The organism is Sutterella sp., assembly GCF_052272535.1.
Classification (GTDB): domain Bacteria; phylum Pseudomonadota; class Gammaproteobacteria; order Burkholderiales; family Burkholderiaceae_F; genus Sutterella.
Genome location: NZ_DAVZJY010000004.1, coordinates 1 through 21,004 on the forward strand (window position 1 = coordinate 1; position 21,004 = coordinate 21,004).

A 21,004-nucleotide genomic window follows, 5' to 3' on the forward strand; every position below is an offset into this window, starting at 1 on the left:
GTGATTCGGGCGCTCCCTCCAACGGGAGCGCCCGTTTTTTCTGCCCGCAGAAAACTGAAGCCGCGCGTCAGATGTCCTTCTCGAGCCGGTGCCTGCCGCCATGGCGGCCGCAGGTCACGACCCGCACGTCGCCCTGGCGCTCGGCGCGCCGGCGGCGGGCTTCCCGGGGATCGACGAGGATGGGCGGGGCGATCTCGAGGCGGTCGCCGTCGTGGAGCACGTCGAGGAGCTCCGCGCGTTTGGCGAAGATCGAGATCCCTTCGTCCTCACGGAGCGTGCGGTTGAAGGCGTCGAGCGCCTCCTCGACCGTCGCGCCGTCGGGGAGGTCGACTTCGCGCTCCCGGGAGCGCGTCGTGCGTCCGTCCGTTGAGATTTTGCTCAGCGTGATCCTCATTCCTTTTCCTCAAAACGTCTGCAAAATTGAAAGCCGATAGAATTTAGCGATTTCCGAGAGAAGACGCAAAGATCCGCCGCTCCCCCGGCCATCCGCCGGCAGCGCCGCGGCGTCCCGGGCTCCGCTCCGAGTTGAAGAAGACGCGGACCCGCAGGAGAACCGAACACAACAAAGAGGCCTAGAAATGGCAAAGAACAATCCGAAGGACCAGAAGGCGAAGGCGAGCGCCACGCCGAAGGTCCTCAACAAGCGCGCCACCTACGACTACTCGATCGAGGAGCGCTTTGAGGCGGGCATCGTCCTCGCCGGCTGGGAAGTGAAGAGCGTGCGCGCAGGCCGCGCGCAGATCAACCTCTCGCACATCTACATCCGCAACGGCGAGCTCTTCCTCTGCAACGCGCACATGAACCCCGCCGACCAGGTCTGCACGCACGAGACGCTCGAGACGAACCGCACGAGAAAGCTCCTCATGCACCGCCGCGAGATCATGAAGCTGATCGGCCGCGTCGAGCGCCAGGGCTACACGCTGGTCCCCCTCAACCTCCACTTCAAGAACGGCCGCGTGAAGGTGGACCTCGCGCTCGCCCGCGGCAAGCGCGAGTTCGAGAAGCGCGCCGACGAGAGCAAGAAGGAGTGGAAGCGCGAGCAGGAGCGCATCATGAAGAAGGACGCGCACGGCCGGCACGTGCTCTGACCGGTGGCGGAGCGCCGCTCCATTAACAAGACAAGAAACTGAACTGAAGCGGTCCCTGCGGGCCGCGGGCGGAGGAAAGCATGTCGAAGACAATCAGGCGCCTGATGAACGGGGCCCTCTCGGCCGCACTCGCAGCGGCGCTTCTCTGCGGCGGCGGGGCCGCCGCACGCACGGCGGTGGACGACAACGGCGACGCGGTGGAGCTCCCCGAGCACGTCGAGCGCGCCGTCGTCGCGAACATCCTGCCCTTGGGGAGCGCCGCGGTCGTCTACTCGGGCGACGCCAAGCGCGTCGTGGGCATGCACCCGGCCTCGCTTTCGGCCGCCGCGGGCGGACTCACGGGGCGCTTCTACCCCGACGCCCTCAAGACGCCCACGGGCTTCATTCAGGGGGCGAACCTCAACATCGAGTCGCTCCTTGCCCTGAAGCCCGACGTCGTCCTCGTCAACGCCCCGGACCGCAGGATGCTCGAGCGCGTGCGCGCGGCGGGCCTCACGGCATTCGGCGTGAGCCCGACGAAGTGGGGCTACGACGTCGTCGAAACCTTCACGGGCTGGGTGAATGCTCTCGAAGCCGTCTTCCCCGACGGAAAGGCCAAGGGAGAATTCCTCAAGTCCGAGATGCGGCGCGCGGCGGACCTGGTGGCGGCCCGCGTGAAGGACGTTCCGGAGTCGGAGAAGCCTTCGGTGCTCTTCGTCGTGCGCACGGACGGGCGGCAGCTCGTGGTCTCCGGCCGGCGCTTCTTCGGCGAATCCTGGTGCGCACTCGCGGGCGCGAAGAACGCCGCCCACGGCATTGCCGCCGAGAACGCCAACGCCGCCGTCACGATGGAGAGCGTCTACGCCTGGAACCCCGACGTGGTGCTCCTCACGAACTTCACGCCGCTCTCGCCCGCGGACCTCTATGCGGGGCGCGACGCCGGCCGCGACTGGTCGCACGTGAAGGCGGTGGCCGAGAAGGCGGTGCACAAGATGCCGCTCGGCGTCTACCGCACCTTCACGCCGTCGCTCGACGCCCCTGTGACGCTCGTCTGGCTCGCCAAGACCCTTCACCCCGCACGCTTCGCCGACGTGGACGTCCGCGCCTGGGCGAAGGACTACTACCGGAAGGGCTTCGGGCTTGAGCTTGCGCAAGCCGATCTCGATCGGCTCTTCTCGCCCGATGCGCGCGCCGCGAAGAACGCCTCGACCAACGTGAGGTCGGGCCGCTGAGGGCTTCACCGCGCTTTTCGACAGGGTCTATCCGCATGAAGCCCGAAGCCGCCGCCATCCCCCACAACTCCGCCCAAGAGGCGCGCCGGCGCACGCGGCGCTTCCGCCTCGTGATGGCGGGTCTCGTGCTGCTCGCCCTTGCGGCCTCCCTCGCGGCGCTCTTCGCCGGGCGCTATGGGCTTCCGGCCTCTGACATCCTCTCGGCGCTTCTTCACCCGCAGACGCACTCGCCCGCGTCGAGCGTCGTCTGGGACGTGCGCATTCCCCGCATTCTTCTCGCGCTCCTCGCGGGCGCGGGGCTCGCCGCCTCTGGCGCGGCCTTTCAGGCGCTCTTCGCCAATCCTCTGGCGGCGCCCGACACGCTCGGCGTCGCGACGGGCGCCTCCTTCGGCGCGGTCCTCGGGATCCTTTGGGGATGGGGGGCGTTCGCGATTCAGTGCCTCTCCGTGCTTTCCGGGCTCGCAGCGATCGCGCTCGTGGTGCTCGTGAGCAGAACGCGCACGGGCGGCGGCGGCTCAATCCTGATGATCGTGCTCGCGGGCATGGTGGTCGGGGCCCTCTTCACCGCGCTCGTGAGCCTCGTCAAGTACGCGGCCGACCCGCAGGACGTGCTCCCCTCGATCACCTTCTGGCTCATGGGCTCGATGACGGGCGCCACGACCTCCTCGATCCTCACGGGGCTCCCGCTCCTCCTTGCGGGCGGGCTCGTCCTCTGGCTTCTCCGCTGGCGCCTCAACGCGGCGACGCTTCCCGCCGAGGAGGCGGCGAGCCTCGGCATCAACGTCCCGCTCCTGCGGGCCGCCGTGATCCTCGCCGCCACCCTGATGACGGCGTCGGTCGTGTCGCTCTGCGGGCTGATCGGCTGGGTGGGGCTGCTCGTCCCGCACGCCGCGCGTCTCGTCTTCGGCGCGGGCAACGACCGGGTGCTGCCCGCTTCGATGGTTCTCGGGGGCATCTTCCTGCTCGTGATCGACACGCTCGCGCGCACGATGACCGAGAGCGAGATTCCCGTCTCGATCCTCACGGCCGTCGTGGGCGCGCCCGTCTTCATCCTCCTCATGCGCCGCACGAGCGCGAGGCTGGGGTGAGGGCGACAGGGAGAAGAACATGCGCTGCGAAGTCCTGAACGGGTCCTTCAGCTACCGCGCGGGCGAGCCCGTGCTTCGGGACGTCAACTTTTCGTTCGACGGAAAGGGCGTCTTCGCGCTCCTCGGGCCCAACGGCGCGGGGAAGACGACGCTCCTCAAATGTCTCTTGGGCCTCATGCCCTGGAGTTCCGGCGAATCGCGCTTCGACGGCAGGCCCCTCTCCGATTGGCCGCGGCGTGCGTTCTGGTCGCGGGTCGCGTACGTGCCGCAGGCGCGGCTCCCGAACCTCGCGTCGCTCTCGATCGCGGAGTTCGTGGTGTTGGGCAGAAGCGCGCGGCTCGGCGCCTTCGCGTCGCCGGGTGCGCGCGATTGGGCGCTCGTCGATGAAGCGCTCGACACCGTCGGCATCCGCAGCCTCGCCGGCCGCCTCTGCTCGGAGGTTTCGGGCGGACAGCTGCAGCTCGCGGCGATCGCGCGGGCCTTGGCCGACGAACCCGAGCTCCTCGTGCTCGACGAACCCGAGAGCAACCTCGACTTCCGCAACCAGGCGGGCGTGCTTTCCGTAATCGACCGCTTGGTGGACGCCGGGCTCGGCGTGATCCTCAACACCCACTTTCCCGCCCACGCGCTGCTGCGCACCACGACGGGACTGCTCGTGCCCAAGGGGGCGGCGCCCATTTTCGGGAAGGCCGAAGCGCTCTTCACGCAAAAGCGCCTCACGGCGCTCTTCGGAATCGACGTCGCGGTGAGGACGCTCGACGTGGAGGGGCGGACGGTCCCCGTGGTGCTCGCGGTCGAGCCTGAGCCGCACCACCCGGCCGGGTGAGTCGCTTTTCGCAGTTTCCGGTTTTCTGCAGATCAGCTCATATTGCAAAAAACGCCTATTTCATTTCGCTCGTTCCATATATTTCACCATGTTGTAAAACGTAACTTGCGTGTTTCCGACGCATTTTCTTGACAGCTGCAGGACCTCGGTAGTATGTTTCGCACACTGCTCCGCGATCCGCGCGCGGGCGGCCAGAACACCTCAACGGACGCGGGGCTCCGCAAACCCGCCTCCGTCCGACCTATAAGAAAAGGAACGAACAAAATGGCGACTTCGGACCGAGTAGTTATCTTCGACACGACGCTGCGCGACGGCGAGCAGGCGCTCCCGCAGAGCCTCTCGATGCGGCAGAAGCTTCAGATCGCGCTTGCGCTCGAAGAGCTCGGCGTGGACGTCATCGAGGCTGGCTTCCCGGTCTCCTCCCAGGGCGACTTCGAATCGGTGCAGATGATCGCCCGGTCGCTCAAGAACGCCGTTCCCTGCGGGCTCTCGCGCGCCGTGGTGAAGGACATCGACGTCGCGGCCGAGGCCCTGAAGGTCGCCGAGCACTTCCGAATACACACCTTCATCGCCACCTCGACCATCCACGTGAAGGACAAGCTCCGCAAGTCCTTCGACGACGTGCTGGCGATGGGCGTCGCGGCCGTGAAGCGCGCCCGTCAGTACACCGACGACGTGGAGTTCTCCTGCGAGGACGCCGGGCGCACCCCGATCGACCAGCTCTGCCGCATGGTGGAGGAGGCGATCGAAGCGGGCGCCACCACGATCAACATCCCCGACACCGTGGGCTACACGGTCCCGACCGAATTCGGCGGCATCATCACGCAGGTGATGAACCGCGTCCCCAACATCGACAAGGCGGTCATCTCGGTCCACTGCCACAACGACCTCGGCATGGCGACGGCGAACTCCATCACGGCCGTGCAGATGGGCGCGCGCCAGATCGAGTGCTGCATGAACGGCCTCGGCGAGCGCGCCGGCAACTGCTCTCTCGAAGAGGTCGCCATGGCGATCAAGCTCCGCTCGAAGGCCCTCGGCGGCCTCTCGACCGGCATCGTCTCGAAGAACATCGCCAGAACGTCCGCGCTCGTCTCCAAGATCTGCCACGAGCCCGTTCCCGCCCACAAGGCGATCGTGGGCTCCAACGCCTTCTCGCACTCCTCGGGCATCCACCAGGACGGCGTCCTCAAGAACCGCGAGACCTATGAGATCCTCACCCCCGAATCCGTCGGCTTCTCGGGCAACACGATGCTCATGACGGCGCGCTCGGGCCGCCACATGATCCGCGAGTGCCTGCGCAAGCTCGGCTACGCCGACGACGACTACGAGCTGAACGACATCTACGCGCGCTTCCTCAAGCTCGCCGACAAGAAGGGCCAGGTCTTCGACTACGACCTGGAGGCCCTCATCTTCTTCACGAAGCTCGATGAAGAGGACGACATGTACCACCTCGACCAGATGAACGTGATGAGCGGCTCGCTCGGCACGATCCCGACGGCGACGGTGCGTCTGCGCGTCGGCCGCCGCACCCGCACGGAGTCGAGCATCGGCAACGGCCCGGTGGACGCGATCTACAACTGCATCACGCACCTCACGGGCATGAAGGTCGTGCTCAAGAGCTACGAGATCTCCGCCAACGGCGCCGGCATGGACGCCCTCGGTCAGGTGGACGTGACAGTGGACTACGAAGGCCGCATCTTCCACGGCATGGGCCTCTCGACCGACGTGATCGAGGCTTCGGCCCTCGCGCTCCTGCGCGCCATCAACAACATCGAGCGCGCCAAGCGCATCCACGCCGAAAAGAAGCGCCCGGGCCGCACCGCCAAGGCCATCGCGGCGGAGGCCGCCCACGAAGCGGCGGACTCGGCTTCCTGACCTCCGGCCGGCGCCCCCCACTCCCGAATTTCAACAGACGGATCGTTCCGCCCTTGCAGGCGGAACGGATCCGAATCCGGTTTGCAACCCCGTTTTTCGACCAGGAAAGAACAACTATGACCCGCAATCACCGCATTGCCGTATTGGCCGGCGACGGCATCGGCCCCGAAGTCATGCAGGAGGCCCTCGCCGTTCTCGACGCCGCGGGCGAACGCTTCGGCTTCACGCTCGAGCGCACCGAAGCCCTCGTGGGCGGCGCCGCGATCGACGCGGCCGGCACGCCGCTCCCCGAAGCCACCATCGCGGCCTGCGACGCCGCCGACGCCATTCTCTTCGGCTCCGTGGGCGGCCCGAAGTGGGACCACCTGCCGCACGCGAAGCGCCCTGAAGCCGGCGCCCTGCTGCCCCTGCGCAAGCGCTACAAGCTCTTTTGCAACCTGCGCCCCGCGCAGATCTTCCCGGGGCTCGCCCCCTTGTCGCCCCTGCGCGCCGACATCTCGGAGAAGGGCTTCAACATGGTGATCGTCCGTGAGCTGACGGGCGGCATCTACTTCGGCACCCCGAAGGGCCGCGAGGGCGAAGGCGAGGACACCCGCGCCTTCGACACCGAGGGCTACACGAAGCGCGAGATCCGCCGCATCGCGGTCGCCGCCTTCGAGGCCGCGCGGCTGCGCCGCCGGAAGGTGACGTCGGTGGACAAGGCGAACGTGCTCGCCTCCTCGGTCCTCTGGCGCGAAACGGTCGAGGAGGTCGCGAAGGACTACCCCGACGTCGAGCTCTCGCACCTCTACATCGACAACGCGACGATGCAGCTGATTCGCGAGCCCTCGCAGTTCGACGTGATGCTCTGCTCCAACATGTTCGGCGACATTCTGTCGGACGAATGCGCGATGATCACGGGCTCGATGGGGCTTCTGCCGTCGGCCTCGATCGGCGAAGGCGGCTTCGGCCTCTACGAGCCCTCGGGCGGTTCGGCTCCCGACATCGCCGGCAAGGGCATCGCCAACCCGGTCGCGCAGATCCTCTCCGCGGCGATGATGCTCCGCTATTCGTTGGGCGAAAAGGAAGCCGCCGACGCCATTGAAAAGGCGGTCGTCGACGCCCTCGAGGCGCGCGAAGTCACCGCCGACCTCGCGCGCGCCGCCGGCGTCGAACCCCTGAACACCAAGGAGATGGGCGCCGCCGTCGTGCGCCGCATCCGCGAGGGGGCCTGATCATGGGAAAGACGCTCTACGAAAAGGTCTACGACGCCCACGTCGTGATGCAGAAGGAGGGCGAGCTGCCGCTCCTCTACATCGACCGCCACATCATCCACGAGGTCACCTCACCCCAGGCCTTCGCGGGCCTCAAGGCCGCGGGCCGCAGGCTCCGCCGTCCCGACCTCATGATCGCGACGATGGACCACGACATCTCGACGCAGCGCCCCACGCTCGAAGCGTGCATGCCGCTCGCGAAGAAGCAGGTGACGACCCTCATTGAGAACTGCCGCGAATTCGGCGTGACGCTTTACGGTCTCGGCGACCAGCGCCAGGGCATCGTGCACATCATCGGGCCCCAGGAGGGCTTCACGCTCCCGGGCACCACGCTCGTCTGCGGCGACTCCCACACGGCGACTCACGGTGCCTTCGGCGCCCTCGCGTTCGGCATCGGCACGTCCGAGGTTGAGCACGTGATGGCGACCCAGACCCTCAAGCAGCAGCGTCTGAAGACCATGCGCATCCGCTGCGACGGCCGTCTGGGCAAGGGGCTCTCGGCGAAGGACCTGATCCTCGCGATCGCGGGCAAGCTCACCACCGCGGGCGGCACGGGCTACGCCGTCGAGTTCGCGGGCGAAGCCGTGCGCGCGCTCACGATGGAGGGGCGCATGACGCTCTCCAACATGGCGATCGAAATGGGCGCCAAGGTCGGCATGGTCGCGCCCGACGAGGTGACCTTTGAATACCTCAAGGGCCGCACCTTCGCGCCGAAGGGCAAGGACTGGGACGAAGCGGTCGAGTACTGGAAGACCCTCGCCTCGGACCCGGACGCGAAGTTCGACGCCGAAGTGGTGCTCGACGCCTCCAAGCTCGAACCACAGGTCACCTGGGGCACGAACCCCGGTCAGACGACCACCATCACCGGGTGCGTGCCGACGCTCGACTCCTTTGAGAACGTCGTCGCCCGCGAGAGCGCCGAGAACGCGCTCGCCTACACGGAACTCAAGGGCGGCCAGGCGATGACCACGGTGCCGATCGACACGGTCTTCATCGGATCGTGCACCAACGGGCGCATCGAGGACTTCCGCGCCGCGGCCGAAGTGCTGCGCGGCCGCAAGGTGGCCCCGGGCGTGCGCGCGCTCGCCGTCCCGGGCTCGGCGGTGGTGCGCGAGATGGCCGAAGCCGAAGGCATCGCGCAGATCTTCCGCGACGCCGGATTTGAGTGGCGTCTCCCCGGGTGCTCGATGTGCCTCGCGATGAACGACGACCGGGCCGAACCCGGGAGCCGCGTCGCCTCCACGTCGAACCGCAACTTCATCGGCCGTCAGGGCCGGGGCTCGCGCACCCACCTGATGAGCCCCGCTTCGGCCGCCGCCGCCGCCGTCGCCGGCCGCATCGCCGACCCCCGCGACTATCTCTAAGGGAATCCAAACGCCATGCAGAAATTCACCGTCTTCACGTCGGTTGCGGTTCCTCTGAACCGCGCCAACGTCGACACCGACCAGATCATCCCGAAGCAGTTCCTCCTCGCCGTGGACAGGAAGGGCTTCGGCCACCACCTCTTTCACGACCACCGGTGGCTCGACGCCGAAGAGACGAAGCCCAATCCCGAGTTCGTGCTCAACTTCCCCGAATACAAGGGCGCGGGGATCCTCGTCGCCCAGGAAAACTTCGGCAACGGCTCGTCGCGCGAACACGCCCCCTGGGCGCTCCTCGAGTACGGCTTGCGCTGCGTGATCGCGCCGTCCTTCGCGGACATCTTCAAGAACAACGCCCTCGGCAACGGCCTGCTGCCCGTTGAACTCAAGCAGTCCGAGATCGACCAGCTCTTCGCTGCGTTGGAATCCAACCGCGGCATGAAGGTCACGGTCGACCTCGAGAAGGAGACCGTGGACGCCGGGGATCTTCACTTCACCTTCAAGGTCGATCCCTTCCGCCGCTGGATGATGCTCGAAGGCCTTGACGCCATCGGCCTCACGCTTCAGGACGAGGACAAGATCGCCGCCTACGAGGCGAAGATGCCCGCCTGGAGGGCGCATCCGAAGGCTGAATAAAGCCTGATTCCACCTCATCAGACCGCAATCAAAAGGCGACGCAGGATCCCTTCCGGCGCCGCCGCTCTCTTTTTCGGAGCCGCCTCAGGGACGCCGGCGGCGCACTATATTTGTGCAATATGGGCCAAAGCTTCTCCTCCGGAGCTTCTCATGCACGATCTGTCGGTTTTCTGCGTCATCACCTTCATCACGGTCCTCACACCCGGCGCGGGCGTGCTCTTCACCGTGGCGAGCGCGCTGCGGGGCGGCATGCGCACGGCCTGGCAGGCGCCCCTCGGGAACGTTCTCGGGTCCTTCGTGATCGCGCTCCTCTGCGTGGTGGGCTTGGGCGCCCTCCTGACCGCCTCCCCCGTCCTCTTCACGATGCTCCAGGGCGTCTCGGCGCTCCTTCTCCTCTACCTCGGTTGGCGCTCGTGGCACGCACCCGCGAAGAGCTTCGCGTCCTTGAAAGACGGCGGCGGAGAGAAGCCGGCCGCGCACCCGCACAGCGACTATTCGCTCTTCATCTCGGCCTTCTTTCTGCAACTCACGAATCCGATGCTCTTCGTGTATCTCGTGTCGCTTTTTCCGCAGTTCATCTCGCCCGAGGACGACTACGCTTCCCGCGCCTCCGTGCTGATGGCGATCTTCGCCGGGTGCGGCATCGTGATCCACCTCGCCTACGGGTATTCCGCCGCCTGGGCGCGGCGCTTCCTCTCAACGCCCCGCGCCTCACTCATCATGAACCGCGTCTCGGGCGCGCTCTTCTGTTTCTTCGGCGTGTCGGTGCTCGTGAAGGCGGGGGCAGTCCTCGCTCCCTTGAGCTGAGTGAAATCCAACGGCGCACCGCTCACAGCACTCGCGCACCCAAAAGAAGAAAAGCTCCCGCACGTCCGCGACGCCGGGAGCTTTTCTTCGTCCGCAAGGGGAGGGACGATCAGTCGTCGAAGTGCATCACCGCGTCGGTGAGGATGTGCGCGGCGGCGAGGAAGTCGTCGGTGCGCATCGCTTCGCGCGGGTTGTGGGAGCCCTCTTGGTTCGCGATGAAGAGCATCGCGAAGGGAATGCCCGCAGCGCCGAAGTTCGCCGCGTCGTGACCCGCGCCCGAAGGCATCTCCTGCACGCCGATCGAAAGGCGGGCGGCGGCGGCCTTGAGGCGCTCGACCAACTTCGCGTCCGAATGGTTGGGCGCGATGAGCGCGGGCGGGTCCATCGTGAAGGCGACGCCCGTCTCCTCAGTAAGGTCGTCGAGAATCCGGTCGATTTTCTTCGAGAACCGCGCGAAGGTCTCGTCTTCGAGTGAGCGCATGTCGAGGGTCATCGTGCATTCGCCGGCGATCACGTTGAACATCGCGGTGTCCGGCGTGCGGATGGCGCCGGTGGTCACGACGAGGTCGCGGCCCATCGAGAGCTCGTGCTCCCAGGCGTCGTGGACCTTGGAGATGAAGCGCGCCGAGGCCGCCACCGCGTCCCTGCGGAAGGGATAGTCGATCGCGCCCGCATGGGCCTGCACGCCGTGGGCGCGGATCGCGCGGTGCACGCGGATGCCGCGGATGCCGGTGACGAGCCCGACACGCTTGGTCTTGGAGCCGTCGAGCTTCTTGCTCTGTTCGATGTGGGCTTCAAAGAAGGCCGCGATCTTCGAGAGATCAATGAGGGGGCGCCCGCCTGTCAGGGCTTTGGGGTCCAGGCCGCGCTCGAGGAGCGCTTCGCGCAGCGGCACCGCCGCGCCGTCGAACCGGCGGTCCAGATCCTCGGGCTTCAGGATACCGAGGATCCCCTTGGTGCCGATCAAGCCCTGCTCCTCGCAGCGGATCACGAGGACGCGGTAGTCGCGCCTGAGTTCGACGCCCAGGGCCTTCAACCAGAAGACCGGGCAGAGGGCGGCCACAATCCCGGCCATGCCGTCGTAGTTGCCGCCGTTCACGACGCTGTCGGCGTGGCTCCCGGAGACCACCGCCGGAAGCGACCGGTCTTTGCCGGGAAGCGTCATCCAGACGTCGCCCGCAGGGTCGATCTCGACTTCGAGCCCGAGCGAACGGCCGAGATCCGCCAAGTATTCGACCACGCGGTCTTCGACCGGCGTGTAGCCGATGCGGGTGACGCCCGTGAGGGGCGCGGCCGAATGCGAGAGCGCCCGCACGTCCGCAAAGAGCTTCTCGACCCGCGGCCCGCAGACCGCGTCAAACGTCTTCTCCGTCATTTCCTTCCTCTTCTCTCTCGCCGAAGAGCCGGTCTTCGCCGGCCGTCTCGAGCGGCAAAACAAAACCCCGGAGCGTTTCTTCGCAAAGCATCCCCGGGGACATTCATTTTCCTCCCGTCCGGGAACGTCCGTTCCGGCCGGGAGGGTGCGTCGGGTCGGGCCCGCCTTTAGTGGAGCTCCACCCCCAGGAAGTCGAGCGCCGTCTGCACGTGCAGCGCCGCACCCTTGACGAGAACGGACTCGTCCACGGTGTACTTCATGTGGTGCTGCGGGTAGATCGCCGCGCAGGCTTCGTTCCGGACGCCGAGGAGCACCATCGCGCCGGGGATCTTCTCCTGGAAGTACGCGAAGTCCTCGCCGCCCATCGTGCGGTCGGGTTCGACGACGCCGTCCTCGCCGAAGATCTTCTTCGCGGCGCCTTCGACGACGTCGCAGACCTTCGGGTCGTTCACGGTCACGGGCACGAGGCGTTCGTACTCGACTTCAGCATTGGCGCGCATCGCCTCGGCCGTGTGCTTCGCGATGCGGGTGATCACGCCCTCAAAGGCCTCGCGGATCGCGGGCTGGAAGGTGCGGGTGGTGCCTTCGAGCACGGCTTCGCCGGCGACGACGTTCCAACGCGAGCCGCTCGTGAACTTGCCCACCGTCACGACGGCGGTGTCGACCGGCGCGAATTCTCGCGCGACCATCGTCTGGAGGTTCATCACCACGGCCGACCCGGCGACCAGGGCGTCGACGCCCTTGTGCGGCTCCGCGCCGTGGGTGGAAAAGCCCTTCACGGTGACCTTGAAGCGGTCGCCCGAAGCCATCGCAGGACCACGGCGGATGCCGATCTTGCCGGCCTCGACGCTCGACCAGACGTGCATGCCGAAGCAGGCGTCGACGCCCTCAAGAGCGCCCTCGGCGATCATCGCCTGCGCGCCGCGGCCGATCTCTTCGGCCGGCTGGAAGGCGAGGACGACGGTGCCCTTGAGCTGGTCCTTGATGTCGTTCAACATATGTGCGGCCGTGAGCAGCATCGAGATGTGGCAGTCGTGGCCGCAGGCGTGCATCACGCCCTTGTTCTCGCTCGCAAACGGCAGCCCCGTCTGTTCGGTGACGGACAGCGCGTCGATGTCGCCGCGTAGCATGATGGTCTTCCCCGGGAGCTTGCCCTCGATCCGGGCGAGCGTTCCCGTGCCCATGCCGCAGACTCTCCAGGGCACGCCGATCGCGTCGAGCTCCTTTCTGATCCGCTCGGCGGTCTTCACCTCCTTCGCGCTCTCTTCGGGATGACGATGGAAGTGGCGGCGCATCTCAACCTGGTAGTCGGCGTACTTCGCCATCAAGTCTTGGAGTGTCATTTTTTTGTCTCTTTCAAACGATCGGAACGAACGGAAGGCGCGTCGCTCCCCTTCGCCCGTCCGGCCTCCTGCGGGAGCGCAGGCCCGGGGCGCGCAGGCGGAGCCGCGCCTTCACTTGGAAATGGATCAGAGGAACTTCACGAAGATGCCCGCGAGCACCACCGAGGTGATCGTCACCGTCACGAAGCCGCCGACGATCATCGACGGGAAGAGACGGCTCATCAGGAAGTCCACTTCAGCCTTGTCGCGGCCTTCGTCGTGGCAGATCTTCTCGGTCATGATCGCGTCGAAGGGGAAGCCGTAGAGGGCCGTGAGGCAGTTGGCGAAGCCGAGCCAGGGCGAGATCTTCAGGATCTTGCCGACGAAGAAGGCGACGATCGCCATGCCGGCCAGGCCGATCACGAGGAGCGTCAACATCGAGCCGATGAGGCCGAAGAGGAGGTCGGGCGTCGTGTCCGCAAGGCCCGAGTAGATGAACATGATCAGGGTGAAGAAGAGCAGGTCCTTCGAACCCGTCTTGTCGAGCACCGAGGGCTCAAGGAAGCCGAGGCGGCAGGCGACGACGCCAAGAACCAGCGCCCAGATCGCGCCCGAGACGCCCGTGAGGATGCCCACCACGATGGCGAGCCACCCCACGAGCGCAAGCTTCAGGAGCACGAAGAACGGCGTGTTCCAGGATTCGGGGAGCGAGAGCGGACCCTTCCTCTCCGTTTCGGGGAGCGCCAGGGCGGCCGCGACCGTGCGGCGGCTGTCCACCGCCTCACCCTCGCCCGCGGCGTTCGCGCGGTATTCGGCGAGGAGGCGCTTCGCTTCGCGCTTCAGGCAGATCGCGGTGAGCGGATAGCCCGCAAAGCCCTGAATGCAGTACATCGAGATCGCGAAGATCGCGGCCTCATGGAGCCCGGCCTCCTGCGCGGCCTTCTGCATCATCGTCGTGGCGACGATGCCGCCCGTAAGCGGCGGCAGACCCGTAATCACGAGGGTCTTGTCCATGAAGAAGGGGCAGAGCACCCAGGCGAGGCCACTCATGCCGACCAAGCCCGCGAGGCAGATGACCACGGTCTTCCACTGCTCGAGGAGACGCTTCAGGGAGAAGAGCGTACCCATGTGGGCGATCAGGAGGAAGATCGCGACCGTGGAGCCGAGCTGCAGGATCTTCGCGTCGGCGACGATGGTCTTCGGCAGGAAGGTCCAGAAGCCGATCAGGATGACCACGGCCGAAATGAAGACGGAGGGCACCCACCCGCGGGTGAGCTTGGAAAGCCAGTCGCCGATGAGGACCACCACGAGGCAGGCCACAAAGGCGGACATGAAGTTGTAAAGCATTGGAATCTCCGGAAAATGCACGCCGCACCTCGTCCGGGCGCTTCCCTCGTGCACTTCATTTCCGGAATTCTATGATCCGCAACTTCCTCTAAACGCTCCTTTTTCCCCTGCAGGGGCGGGAAATTTGCGGCGTGTATGACTCCGGCGCACCGATGTAATGCGTTTTATCTAGATGGGAGAAAGAGCGGTACGCGGACGCCCGCCGCCCTTCGCCCGTAGACATGAGCTGGAGCGGACGAAACGAGCCGCCTGCGACAGGGGCGAGACGGCTTCAGGGAGGGACCGGGCGGGAGGACGCGTCAGCTGCGCACCCGGCGCGGGCGACTGGCCGCCGCGTTCACGAGGGCGTTGAAAAGCGCCTGCGCTTCGGGGCGCAGGTGCGAGAGCATCTCGGGGTGCCACTGCACGCCGAGCATGAAGCGCTTCGTCGGGTCGTCGAAGGACTCGATGATGCCGTCCGCCTTGGAACGCGCGTCGAGCCTGAGCGCAGGGGCGAGGTCCTTGACCGCCTGATGGTGCTTGCTGTTGACCGACACTTCGGTGAGCCCCTCGACGGCGTCGAGGAGCGTGCCCGGTTCGACCACCACCTCGTGGGTCGTCACGGCGTAGTCGGCCTCCTGGGCGTGGACGCCTCTGGGAACGCCGAGCGCCGTCTCGATGTCCTGATAAAGCGTGCCGCCGTAGACCACGTTGAGGACCTGGCAGCCGCGGCAGATGCCGAGCGTCGGGAGGTCGCGCTCGATCGCGAGCCCCGCGTAGATCCATTCCGCGCGGTCGCGCTCGGGGATGACGGCGCCGCACTCGGGGCGCTTCTCCTCGCCGTAGCGCGCGGGATCAACGTCCGCGCCCCCGGTGATGAGGAGGCCGTCGAGGCGGTCGAACACCGCGCGCAGGTCCTCTTCAGGCGCCGTGATGGGGAGCAGCACCGGAATCCCGCCCGCCCGCGTCACGCTCTCGAGGTACTGGTTCCTCACGCCGATGATGCTTTCGGGCCTCAGGGCCGCGGTCACGCCGATGATGGGCTTCATAGAAAATCGGCGCGGAAACCTCTGTCTTCAGACAGGGGAGGAAGCGCCGTCCTCGTCAAAAAAAAACTTCAGGAGACCCCTGACTTCAGGCAGGGGAGGAATGAGGTGTGGGGCGCAACCACGCATACCCATATCCGTCGTTGAGTGAAATCAACCGGCAGTATTTCCAACTGACGCCTTGTACGACACCCTTGAGCGTCTGAATGTTGAAGGAGCCCGATGCCCGGACGGCAGCGCGGCCCCGCCAGAATCCGGCCTTCTTTCCGCAAGGAACGACGGCTTCCACCATGTCGCCCGTGGCAAACCCATGCACACGCTTTTGCCGCATCAGGTAGCCGCGCGGGAAGCCGAATTTCGTCAGGCGCGTTCGCTGCCGGGATCCACGCCCTGTGCACCGCACCTGAAGGATGTCGAGGTTCTTCGGGATGTGCACGCCGCTGATGCGCCCGACGCAGAGCGCATCGTTCCAGTGCTCCTTCGTCACGTCGAAGACATGCCGGTTGAACTTCGTGAGCGCTCCCGTCCCTGACTCAACCGGCAGGCCGGTGGCCTGAAGCGCCCTGTAGAGTGCCCGCCGCGTCGCATTCACGGCGGCGGCATCTCTGAGCGGGGTCTTGATCTGCCGCTTCACCCGCGCGAGCACTTCGGGCCTGCCCTTGAGGAAGGCCTCGACCGGTTTGGCGCCCTTCTTCTGATTGCACGGAATGCAGGCTGTGACGAGATTGGAGACACGGTCGGAACCGCCCGCCGCACGGGGGACTACATGGTCGATGTTGAGCGGGACGTTCTCTGCGCCGCAGTAGACGCACTTCCGACCGAACTTCTCCAACAGGTACTCGCGCACGTCGTAGGAGAAGAGCGTGCCCTGCTGATACTCCGTCCCGGAGATCTCCGGGTTCTGGAGCTTCTGCGTATCGAACTTCACGACCTCCACGGCAATGCCGCTCACCGGGGCGAACCGCCGGATCCGCTCCACCCACGAAAGGGTGGAATCGACCCGGTGCTGCAGCGACGGCGGCAGGCACTTCTCTCGCCGCCGGCGGTTGTTGAAGCGGGGGGCTCGATAGCGCAGGTTGGCCGATCGTCTGCGGCGCCGGAAGGCGCTGCGCGCCTGCATGGCGTCGCGAATGGCCGCTCCCCGATGCACAAGGTCAAAGAACGCGAGTGCATGATGGTGCTTCTTTTCGTCCTCCCTCACCACGGCGATGCCCGTCTCCTTCGAGCCGGGATCGATCTTGACGAGTACGGGCTGAACCTCCGACTCCCCGCGCGTGCGGTCAACGAGACGGATGGTGAAGGGATGCAGCCCCGCCACCCTTGCTCGGCCTGCCCGCAGAAGCCGCCGCGCCCTTGCGGGGCGGCACGGCATCAGCGGCCGCTTCTTCTTGTCCAATACGAAGACTGTTGTTGACATGAAAAAATGAACCTTACGGTTGAATCGGGCATGAAGCCCGTGACGCCGCCCGAAGGCGGTCTCCCCTCGCCAATGTTGCAGACCGGCGTTGCATCTCGAACCGTTTCGTGCGTACCCAATGCTTGTCTGCTTTCGAGACTTCCAGGGTCCGGAACTGAGGAAGCATCCCGGAGTGGGTCTTGAACCTGTCTGCAACGTAGTTCTTAAAGAACTGAGGCTGGTCAACTAGACCTGCTTTCACAAGCCTCGGCCTTCAGGCCGGGGTAGTTGACCTCTTCCTCAAACTTGCAGGGAGGGCGTCTGGTCCCGTTGAAAAGGGAGGAGCGCCGCAAAGACAATCCGGGTCGGCTCTCAATCGTGAGGACCGGCCCGGAAGATTTTATGGAAGGACGGAATCGGCCGCATCAAGCGCTTTGACTAGACGCGCCGTTGGAGCCGCCGCCCCTGCGGCCTTCGGCGAGGGCCGCGGCGGTCTTCGCGGTCTCCGCCTCAAGCTCCGTCTGCAGGAGCTTCACCATCATGAAGCGGTTGAGGAGCTCGCGGGCGAAGAGCAGAAACCCGAGGTAGAGCTCGCTCTTGCGCAGCGAAATGTGCTCGTCGCCGATCTGCACGAGGAAGCTCTGCTGCGCCTCGTCGAGGTGTTCGAGGATCCGCGTGCAGGCCTGCGGCGTGAAGTCGTCGCGCACCTGCTGGATGTCCTTGGCGAGCAGGATCGCGTTCTCACGCATCTTCCCCGTGAAGGGCGAGTGGCTGTTGGCGACGTAGTTTTCGGCGACGCCGAGCTGATCGCGCAGCGAATGGCTCACCTCCTTCATGCTCGTGAAGGCGCGGTAGTAGAAGTTGCGCGCATCGCGGTCGCGCTTTTTGCCGCCCCCTTGGAGCGCCATCGAGTAGTAGGCGCTGCGCCGCTCGGAGATCTCGTCCATGAGCGAGATGGCGTCGGCCTTGTAGCGCACGAGCGCCTCGGAGTCTTCGTGGAGGAACGCCTCGAGCCCCTCGGCGAAGTCCGTGAGCGTGCGGTGGACGTAGACGTTGACGTTCGTGGTGAGCAGTTCGCAGATCGACTCCTGGTCGCCGCGGTCGATCTGGCGCGTCGTTTCGATGATCTCCTCGGGTTCGCCCTTCGTGAGGAAGTTGGTCTTCACGATGACGGCGAGCGCCGTGAGCATGCCGATGAGAATCACGGGCTGCCCCCAGAGGGACATCAAGGTGGCGACGAACCCGCAGGCCGTCGCGGCCGTGAAGGCCGTGAGGAACCACCCCGTGATCACCGTGAGGACGCCCGAAATGCGGTAGACGGCGCTCTCGCGGTCCCAGGCGCGGTCGGAGAGCGACGACCCCATCGCGACCATGAAGGTGACGTAGGTGGTCGAGAGCGGAAGCTTCATCGCGGTGGCGGACGCGATCAGCGTCGCGGCGAGCACGAGATTCACGCTCGCGCGCAGCTCATCGAACGGCAGTTCCGTCTCGCCCGGCTTCGGACGAGGCTTCACGAAGCGCGTGTCGATCGCGGCGAAGACCGAGCGCGGAATGATCTGATGGATCACTTCGTTGGTGCGCAGGGCGCTCCTCACCATGATGCGCGCCGGGAGCGAGGAGCCGAACTGCTCCTTGCCGCCGCGCGTGGCCGACGAGAGGTTCACCGACGTGCGGATCACGCGGTGGGCCTTCTTCGAGAACCAGAGCGTGAGGCACATCACGATGCCCGAGAACGCGAGGATCAGGGTCGGGGTGTGGGTGACTTCGCGCAGCCCGCTCATCGTCATCTCCGCGGGATCAGCGCCGGGCGTCGCCGCCAGGATGTTGAAGCTGTCCAGAGCCGCGACCGGCACGCCCACGAAGTTCACGAGGTCGTTGCCGGCGAAGGCGAAGGCGAGCGCGAAGGTGCCCGCGAGGATGATGAAGGGGAAGATGTTCGCGCGCAACAGCAGGATCGCCGCCTGCAGCACCACGAACCAGAAGGCGAAGACGCCGGTCAGGATCGCCTCGGTGTTCGCATCCATCCATTCGATCCACTCGATCTGCATGAAGCTCGCGCCGCGTGCGCCCTTCATCACGAGGAAGTAGAGGATCGCGGTGAGCGAGGCCGCGCCGTAAAGCCCCCCGAGCCAGCGGTAGATGCGCTGATACTGGAAGGTGAAGATGAGGCGCAGCACGTACTGCACGACGAGGCCCGAGAAGAAGGCGACGATCACCGAGACGAGGATGCCCATGATCATCGCGAGGGCCTTGCCGGAGTTGACGTACTGCCCGAGCTCGGTCATCGGCGCCCCGCTCGTCCAGATCTTCCAGCAGGCGACGGCAAGCGTTCCGCCCAGGAGCTCGAAGACGATCGAGACGGTCGTGGAGGTCGGCAGCCCCAGGGAGTTGAAGGTGTTGAGGAGCAGCACGTCCGTCACAATCACCGCGCAGAAGATGACCATCACCTCCTTGAAGGTGAGCATCTCCGGGACGAAAACGCCCGTCTTGGCGATCTCCATCATCCCCGAGGAGAAGGTGGCGCCGAGGAGCACGCCCGCGCTCGCAACGGCGAGGATCACCCAGAAGGGCGCGGTGCGCGAGCCTACGGCGGAGTTGAGGAAGTTCACCGCGTCGTTGGAGACGCCGACGAAGAGGTCGCAGATGGCGAGCGCCGCAAGCAGCGCGAGAACGATGTAGAGGAATATGTCCACGTTGGCCCCAGATGACTCATTCGGGCGCTTCGCCGCTTCACCATCTTCACCGCTTCACCAGTCGACATCCTCCGCCCCCGTAAACGGGTCGTCGGATCGGACTTTTCCTGCGGTTGCGCCGAAGCTTTGGGCGGGCCCGGTCGTTCGAATATCAAACGAACACTAACGGTGCGCATTGTAGGAGAGGCTCTTCCGTCCGGGCAATCCTGCCGAAAGGCGTAGCCTATGGGAGGAGCGGTCCCGCGGCGCCGCACGCCGGTCCGGCGCCGCCGCGGGCTCGGGACGCGCTCACAACTTCTTCGAGACGCCGCGCATCGAGGGCTCGACGTGCGGGCGCTTGAGGTAGAGCCAGACCACCATCGGCAGCAACACGAAGCCCGAGAGGAAGACCACCGCCTTGATCGAGAACCACATCGCGAAGGCGCCGCCCGCGATCGGCCCGATCACGCTCCCGACCTGCTGCGCGGCGTAGGAGAGCCCGAAGATGCGGCCGCGATCCTCGGGACCCGTGGAGTTCGTGAGCACGGCGTTGATCGCGGGGAAGATCCCGGCGAAGGCGAGGCCGCCGATGAAGCGCCAGATGCCGAACGCGATGAGCGTGTCGGGAATCGCCTGCACCATGCCGAAGACCGCGGACCCGAGGAGCGCGAGGTAGAGGACCGGCCGGTAGCCGAACTTCTGTCCCGCCACGCCCCAGATGGGCGAGGCGATCACGCCCGAGACGCCCACGACTGAGAAGAGGATGCCGGTGACGAGGACGAGCCGATCCATACTCCCCTGGAGCTCCCCGACGTAAAGCGGGAGCACGGGCTGCAGCAGCAGAATCGTCATCTGCACGACGCCCGCGGTGATGAGCATGCGCTGCACCACGGGAACTTTGAGCAGATTGGTCTTGGGGCGCGCCGGGGCGTCAGCCGCCGGCTTCTTCCGCCTCGGCTCGCGCACCTTGAAGATGATCATCAGCGAGATGATGAAGAGCGACGCGGATCCGAGGAAGAAGGTCGCGCGCATGCCGAAAGCTTCAGCGAGAAGACCGCCCACGAGGGGCCCGATCACGCCGCCCGCGGTGAGGCCCGCCTGCATGGTGCCCAGGGAGAACCCGAGGCGCTCCTTCGGGACCGAACTCGAGATGATCGCGAGGCACGCGGGCCAGAGGCCTGCGGCGAAGCCCTGGAAGGCGCGCACCGCAAGGAGCTGCCACTCGTTCTGGACGATCCCTCCGAGCCCATAGGAAATGGAGAGCAGGATCGCCGCGCGCACGGCCATGAGCTTCTTGCTCTTCTTGTCGGCCATCGCGCCCCAGATGGGCGCCATCACGCCCGAGATGAGGAACGAGACGGAGAAGACGAGGCCCGACCAGAGGTTGACGTCGTCCTGACTGACGTGGAGCTCCTCGAGGAGGTACATCGGCAGGAACGGGATGAGCATCGTGTAGGAGAGCGACATCAGCACGGTCGCGGCCGTGAGGATCGCGAGCGTCGTCTTCCAGTTGGCGAGGATTTCACGCTGCTCCTCGGCCTCCCGCGCCGCCTTCGGGGCGCTGGGTTCGGCGCCCTCGAAGGCGATCTCGTGGGGTTCATCATAAATGCCCGCCGCTTCGTGCTCGGCGTGCTGCGCCTCCTCGAGCTTGGCGCGCGCCCGGGCGCGCTCCGCTCCCGGGGGATTGTTCTTCTTTTCTGGGGTCTCGTTGGGCTCGGTCAT

The 21,004-nt window shown here is 66.1% G+C and carries 17 protein-coding genes; 9 read left to right on the plus strand and 8 right to left on the minus strand.

What is annotated here, in order from left to right:
* Positions 1 to 67: 67 nt before the first annotated feature.
* Entirely contained in the window at positions 68 to 394 is a 327-nt protein-coding gene (locus ACT6Y9_RS00720) for an RnfH family protein (RefSeq protein WP_295477421.1), read from the minus strand.
* Between the two features lie 184 nt (positions 395 to 578).
* On the opposite strand from ACT6Y9_RS00720, the gene smpB reads away from it, so the two are divergent.
* From smpB to ACT6Y9_RS00765, 9 genes are all read left to right on the plus strand, one after another.
* Positions 579 to 1,088, plus strand: a complete 510-nt coding sequence (gene smpB / locus ACT6Y9_RS00725) for an SsrA-binding protein SmpB (RefSeq protein ID WP_295477423.1) — start codon at positions 579 to 581, stop codon at positions 1,086 to 1,088.
* An 80-nt stretch (positions 1,089 to 1,168) separates the two neighbouring features.
* On the plus strand, positions 1,169 to 2,299 hold the full coding sequence (locus tag ACT6Y9_RS00730) for an ABC transporter substrate-binding protein (protein WP_443743160.1): 1,131 nt from the start codon (positions 1,169 to 1,171) through the stop codon (positions 2,297 to 2,299).
* A gap of 35 nt (positions 2,300 to 2,334) precedes the next feature.
* Complete coding sequence (locus tag ACT6Y9_RS00735; RefSeq protein ID WP_443743161.1) at positions 2,335 to 3,387, plus strand: FecCD family ABC transporter permease; 1,053 nt, start codon at positions 2,335 to 2,337, stop codon at positions 3,385 to 3,387.
* Between the two features lie 19 nt (positions 3,388 to 3,406).
* Complete coding sequence (locus ACT6Y9_RS00740) at positions 3,407 to 4,213, plus strand: ABC transporter ATP-binding protein (protein ID WP_443743162.1); 807 nt, start codon at positions 3,407 to 3,409, stop codon at positions 4,211 to 4,213.
* A gap of 264 nt (positions 4,214 to 4,477) precedes the next feature.
* A complete protein-coding gene (gene leuA / locus ACT6Y9_RS00745; RefSeq protein WP_295477431.1) occupies positions 4,478 to 6,088 on the plus strand; it encodes a 2-isopropylmalate synthase in 1,611 nt (536 codons plus the stop codon).
* A 116-nt stretch (positions 6,089 to 6,204) separates the two neighbouring features.
* Positions 6,205 to 7,302 (plus strand): 3-isopropylmalate dehydrogenase, encoded by a 1,098-nt coding sequence (gene leuB / locus ACT6Y9_RS00750; protein ID WP_443743163.1) that lies wholly within the window; start codon positions 6,205 to 6,207, stop codon positions 7,300 to 7,302.
* Positions 7,303 to 7,304: 2 nt separating this feature from the next.
* The gene (gene leuC, locus ACT6Y9_RS00755) at positions 7,305 to 8,705 is read left to right on the plus strand and encodes a 3-isopropylmalate dehydratase large subunit (RefSeq protein WP_443743164.1); all 1,401 of its coding nucleotides are present in this window, start codon (positions 7,305 to 7,307) and stop codon (positions 8,703 to 8,705) included.
* A gap of 15 nt (positions 8,706 to 8,720) precedes the next feature.
* Positions 8,721 to 9,338 carry a 3-isopropylmalate dehydratase small subunit gene (leuD, locus tag ACT6Y9_RS00760; protein ID WP_443743165.1) on the plus strand — a complete coding sequence of 206 codons (618 nt, stop codon included), beginning with the start codon at positions 8,721 to 8,723 and terminating at the stop codon, positions 9,336 to 9,338.
* Between the two features lie 150 nt (positions 9,339 to 9,488).
* A complete protein-coding gene (locus ACT6Y9_RS00765) occupies positions 9,489 to 10,145 on the plus strand; it encodes a LysE family translocator (protein WP_295477439.1) in 657 nt (218 codons plus the stop codon).
* Positions 10,146 to 10,254: 109 nt separating this feature from the next.
* On the opposite strand, the gene ACT6Y9_RS00770 is transcribed toward ACT6Y9_RS00765, so the two are convergent.
* From ACT6Y9_RS00770 to ACT6Y9_RS00800, 7 genes are all read right to left on the minus strand, one after another.
* Entirely contained in the window at positions 10,255 to 11,520 is a 1,266-nt protein-coding gene (locus ACT6Y9_RS00770; protein WP_443743166.1) for a hydantoinase/carbamoylase family amidase, read from the minus strand.
* A gap of 167 nt (positions 11,521 to 11,687) precedes the next feature.
* Positions 11,688 to 12,863, minus strand: a complete 1,176-nt coding sequence (locus ACT6Y9_RS00775; RefSeq protein WP_295477443.1) for an amidohydrolase — start codon at positions 12,861 to 12,863, stop codon at positions 11,688 to 11,690.
* Positions 12,864 to 12,989: 126 nt separating this feature from the next.
* Positions 12,990 to 14,189 (minus strand): hypothetical protein, encoded by a 1,200-nt coding sequence (locus ACT6Y9_RS00780; protein WP_295477445.1) that lies wholly within the window; start codon positions 14,187 to 14,189, stop codon positions 12,990 to 12,992.
* Positions 14,190 to 14,488: 299 nt separating this feature from the next.
* On the minus strand, positions 14,489 to 15,217 hold the full coding sequence (locus ACT6Y9_RS00785; RefSeq protein WP_443743167.1) for a gamma-glutamyl-gamma-aminobutyrate hydrolase family protein: 729 nt from the start codon (positions 15,215 to 15,217) through the stop codon (positions 14,489 to 14,491).
* 85 nt (positions 15,218 to 15,302) lie between these two features.
* A complete protein-coding gene (gene iscB, locus ACT6Y9_RS00790) occupies positions 15,303 to 16,610 on the minus strand; it encodes an RNA-guided endonuclease IscB (protein ID WP_443743168.1) in 1,308 nt (435 codons plus the stop codon).
* Between the two features lie 425 nt (positions 16,611 to 17,035).
* Entirely contained in the window at positions 17,036 to 19,303 is a 2,268-nt protein-coding gene (locus ACT6Y9_RS00795) for an inorganic phosphate transporter (protein WP_443743169.1), read from the minus strand.
* Positions 19,304 to 19,591: 288 nt separating this feature from the next.
* Positions 19,592 to 21,004 (minus strand): MFS transporter, encoded by a 1,413-nt coding sequence (locus ACT6Y9_RS00800; RefSeq protein ID WP_443743170.1) that lies wholly within the window; start codon positions 21,002 to 21,004, stop codon positions 19,592 to 19,594.

Excerpts from the sequence above, each read along its gene's own strand:
- ACT6Y9_RS00720 (WP_295477421.1), bottom strand. The coding sequence starts at position 394 with ATGAGGATCACGCTGAGCAAAATCTCAACGGACGGACGCACGACGCGC.
- smpB (WP_295477423.1), top strand. The coding sequence starts at position 579 with ATGGCAAAGAACAATCCGAAGGACCAGAAGGCGAAGGCGAGCGCCACG.
- ACT6Y9_RS00730 (WP_443743160.1), top strand. The coding sequence starts at position 1,169 with ATGTCGAAGACAATCAGGCGCCTGATGAACGGGGCCCTCTCGGCCGCA.
- ACT6Y9_RS00735 (WP_443743161.1), top strand. The coding sequence starts at position 2,335 with ATGAAGCCCGAAGCCGCCGCCATCCCCCACAACTCCGCCCAAGAGGCG.
- ACT6Y9_RS00740 (WP_443743162.1), top strand. The coding sequence starts at position 3,407 with ATGCGCTGCGAAGTCCTGAACGGGTCCTTCAGCTACCGCGCGGGCGAG.
- leuA (WP_295477431.1), top strand. The coding sequence starts at position 4,478 with ATGGCGACTTCGGACCGAGTAGTTATCTTCGACACGACGCTGCGCGAC.
- leuB (WP_443743163.1), top strand. The coding sequence starts at position 6,205 with ATGACCCGCAATCACCGCATTGCCGTATTGGCCGGCGACGGCATCGGC.
- leuC (WP_443743164.1), top strand. The coding sequence starts at position 7,305 with ATGGGAAAGACGCTCTACGAAAAGGTCTACGACGCCCACGTCGTGATG.
- leuD (WP_443743165.1), top strand. The coding sequence starts at position 8,721 with ATGCAGAAATTCACCGTCTTCACGTCGGTTGCGGTTCCTCTGAACCGC.
- ACT6Y9_RS00765 (WP_295477439.1), top strand. The coding sequence starts at position 9,489 with ATGCACGATCTGTCGGTTTTCTGCGTCATCACCTTCATCACGGTCCTC.
- ACT6Y9_RS00770 (WP_443743166.1), bottom strand. The coding sequence starts at position 11,520 with ATGACGGAGAAGACGTTTGACGCGGTCTGCGGGCCGCGGGTCGAGAAG.
- ACT6Y9_RS00775 (WP_295477443.1), bottom strand. The coding sequence starts at position 12,863 with ATGACACTCCAAGACTTGATGGCGAAGTACGCCGACTACCAGGTTGAG.
- ACT6Y9_RS00780 (WP_295477445.1), bottom strand. The coding sequence starts at position 14,189 with ATGCTTTACAACTTCATGTCCGCCTTTGTGGCCTGCCTCGTGGTGGTC.
- ACT6Y9_RS00785 (WP_443743167.1), bottom strand. The coding sequence starts at position 15,217 with ATGAAGCCCATCATCGGCGTGACCGCGGCCCTGAGGCCCGAAAGCATC.
- ACT6Y9_RS00800 (WP_443743170.1), bottom strand. The coding sequence starts at position 21,004 with ATGACCGAGCCCAACGAGACCCCAGAAAAGAAGAACAATCCCCCGGGA.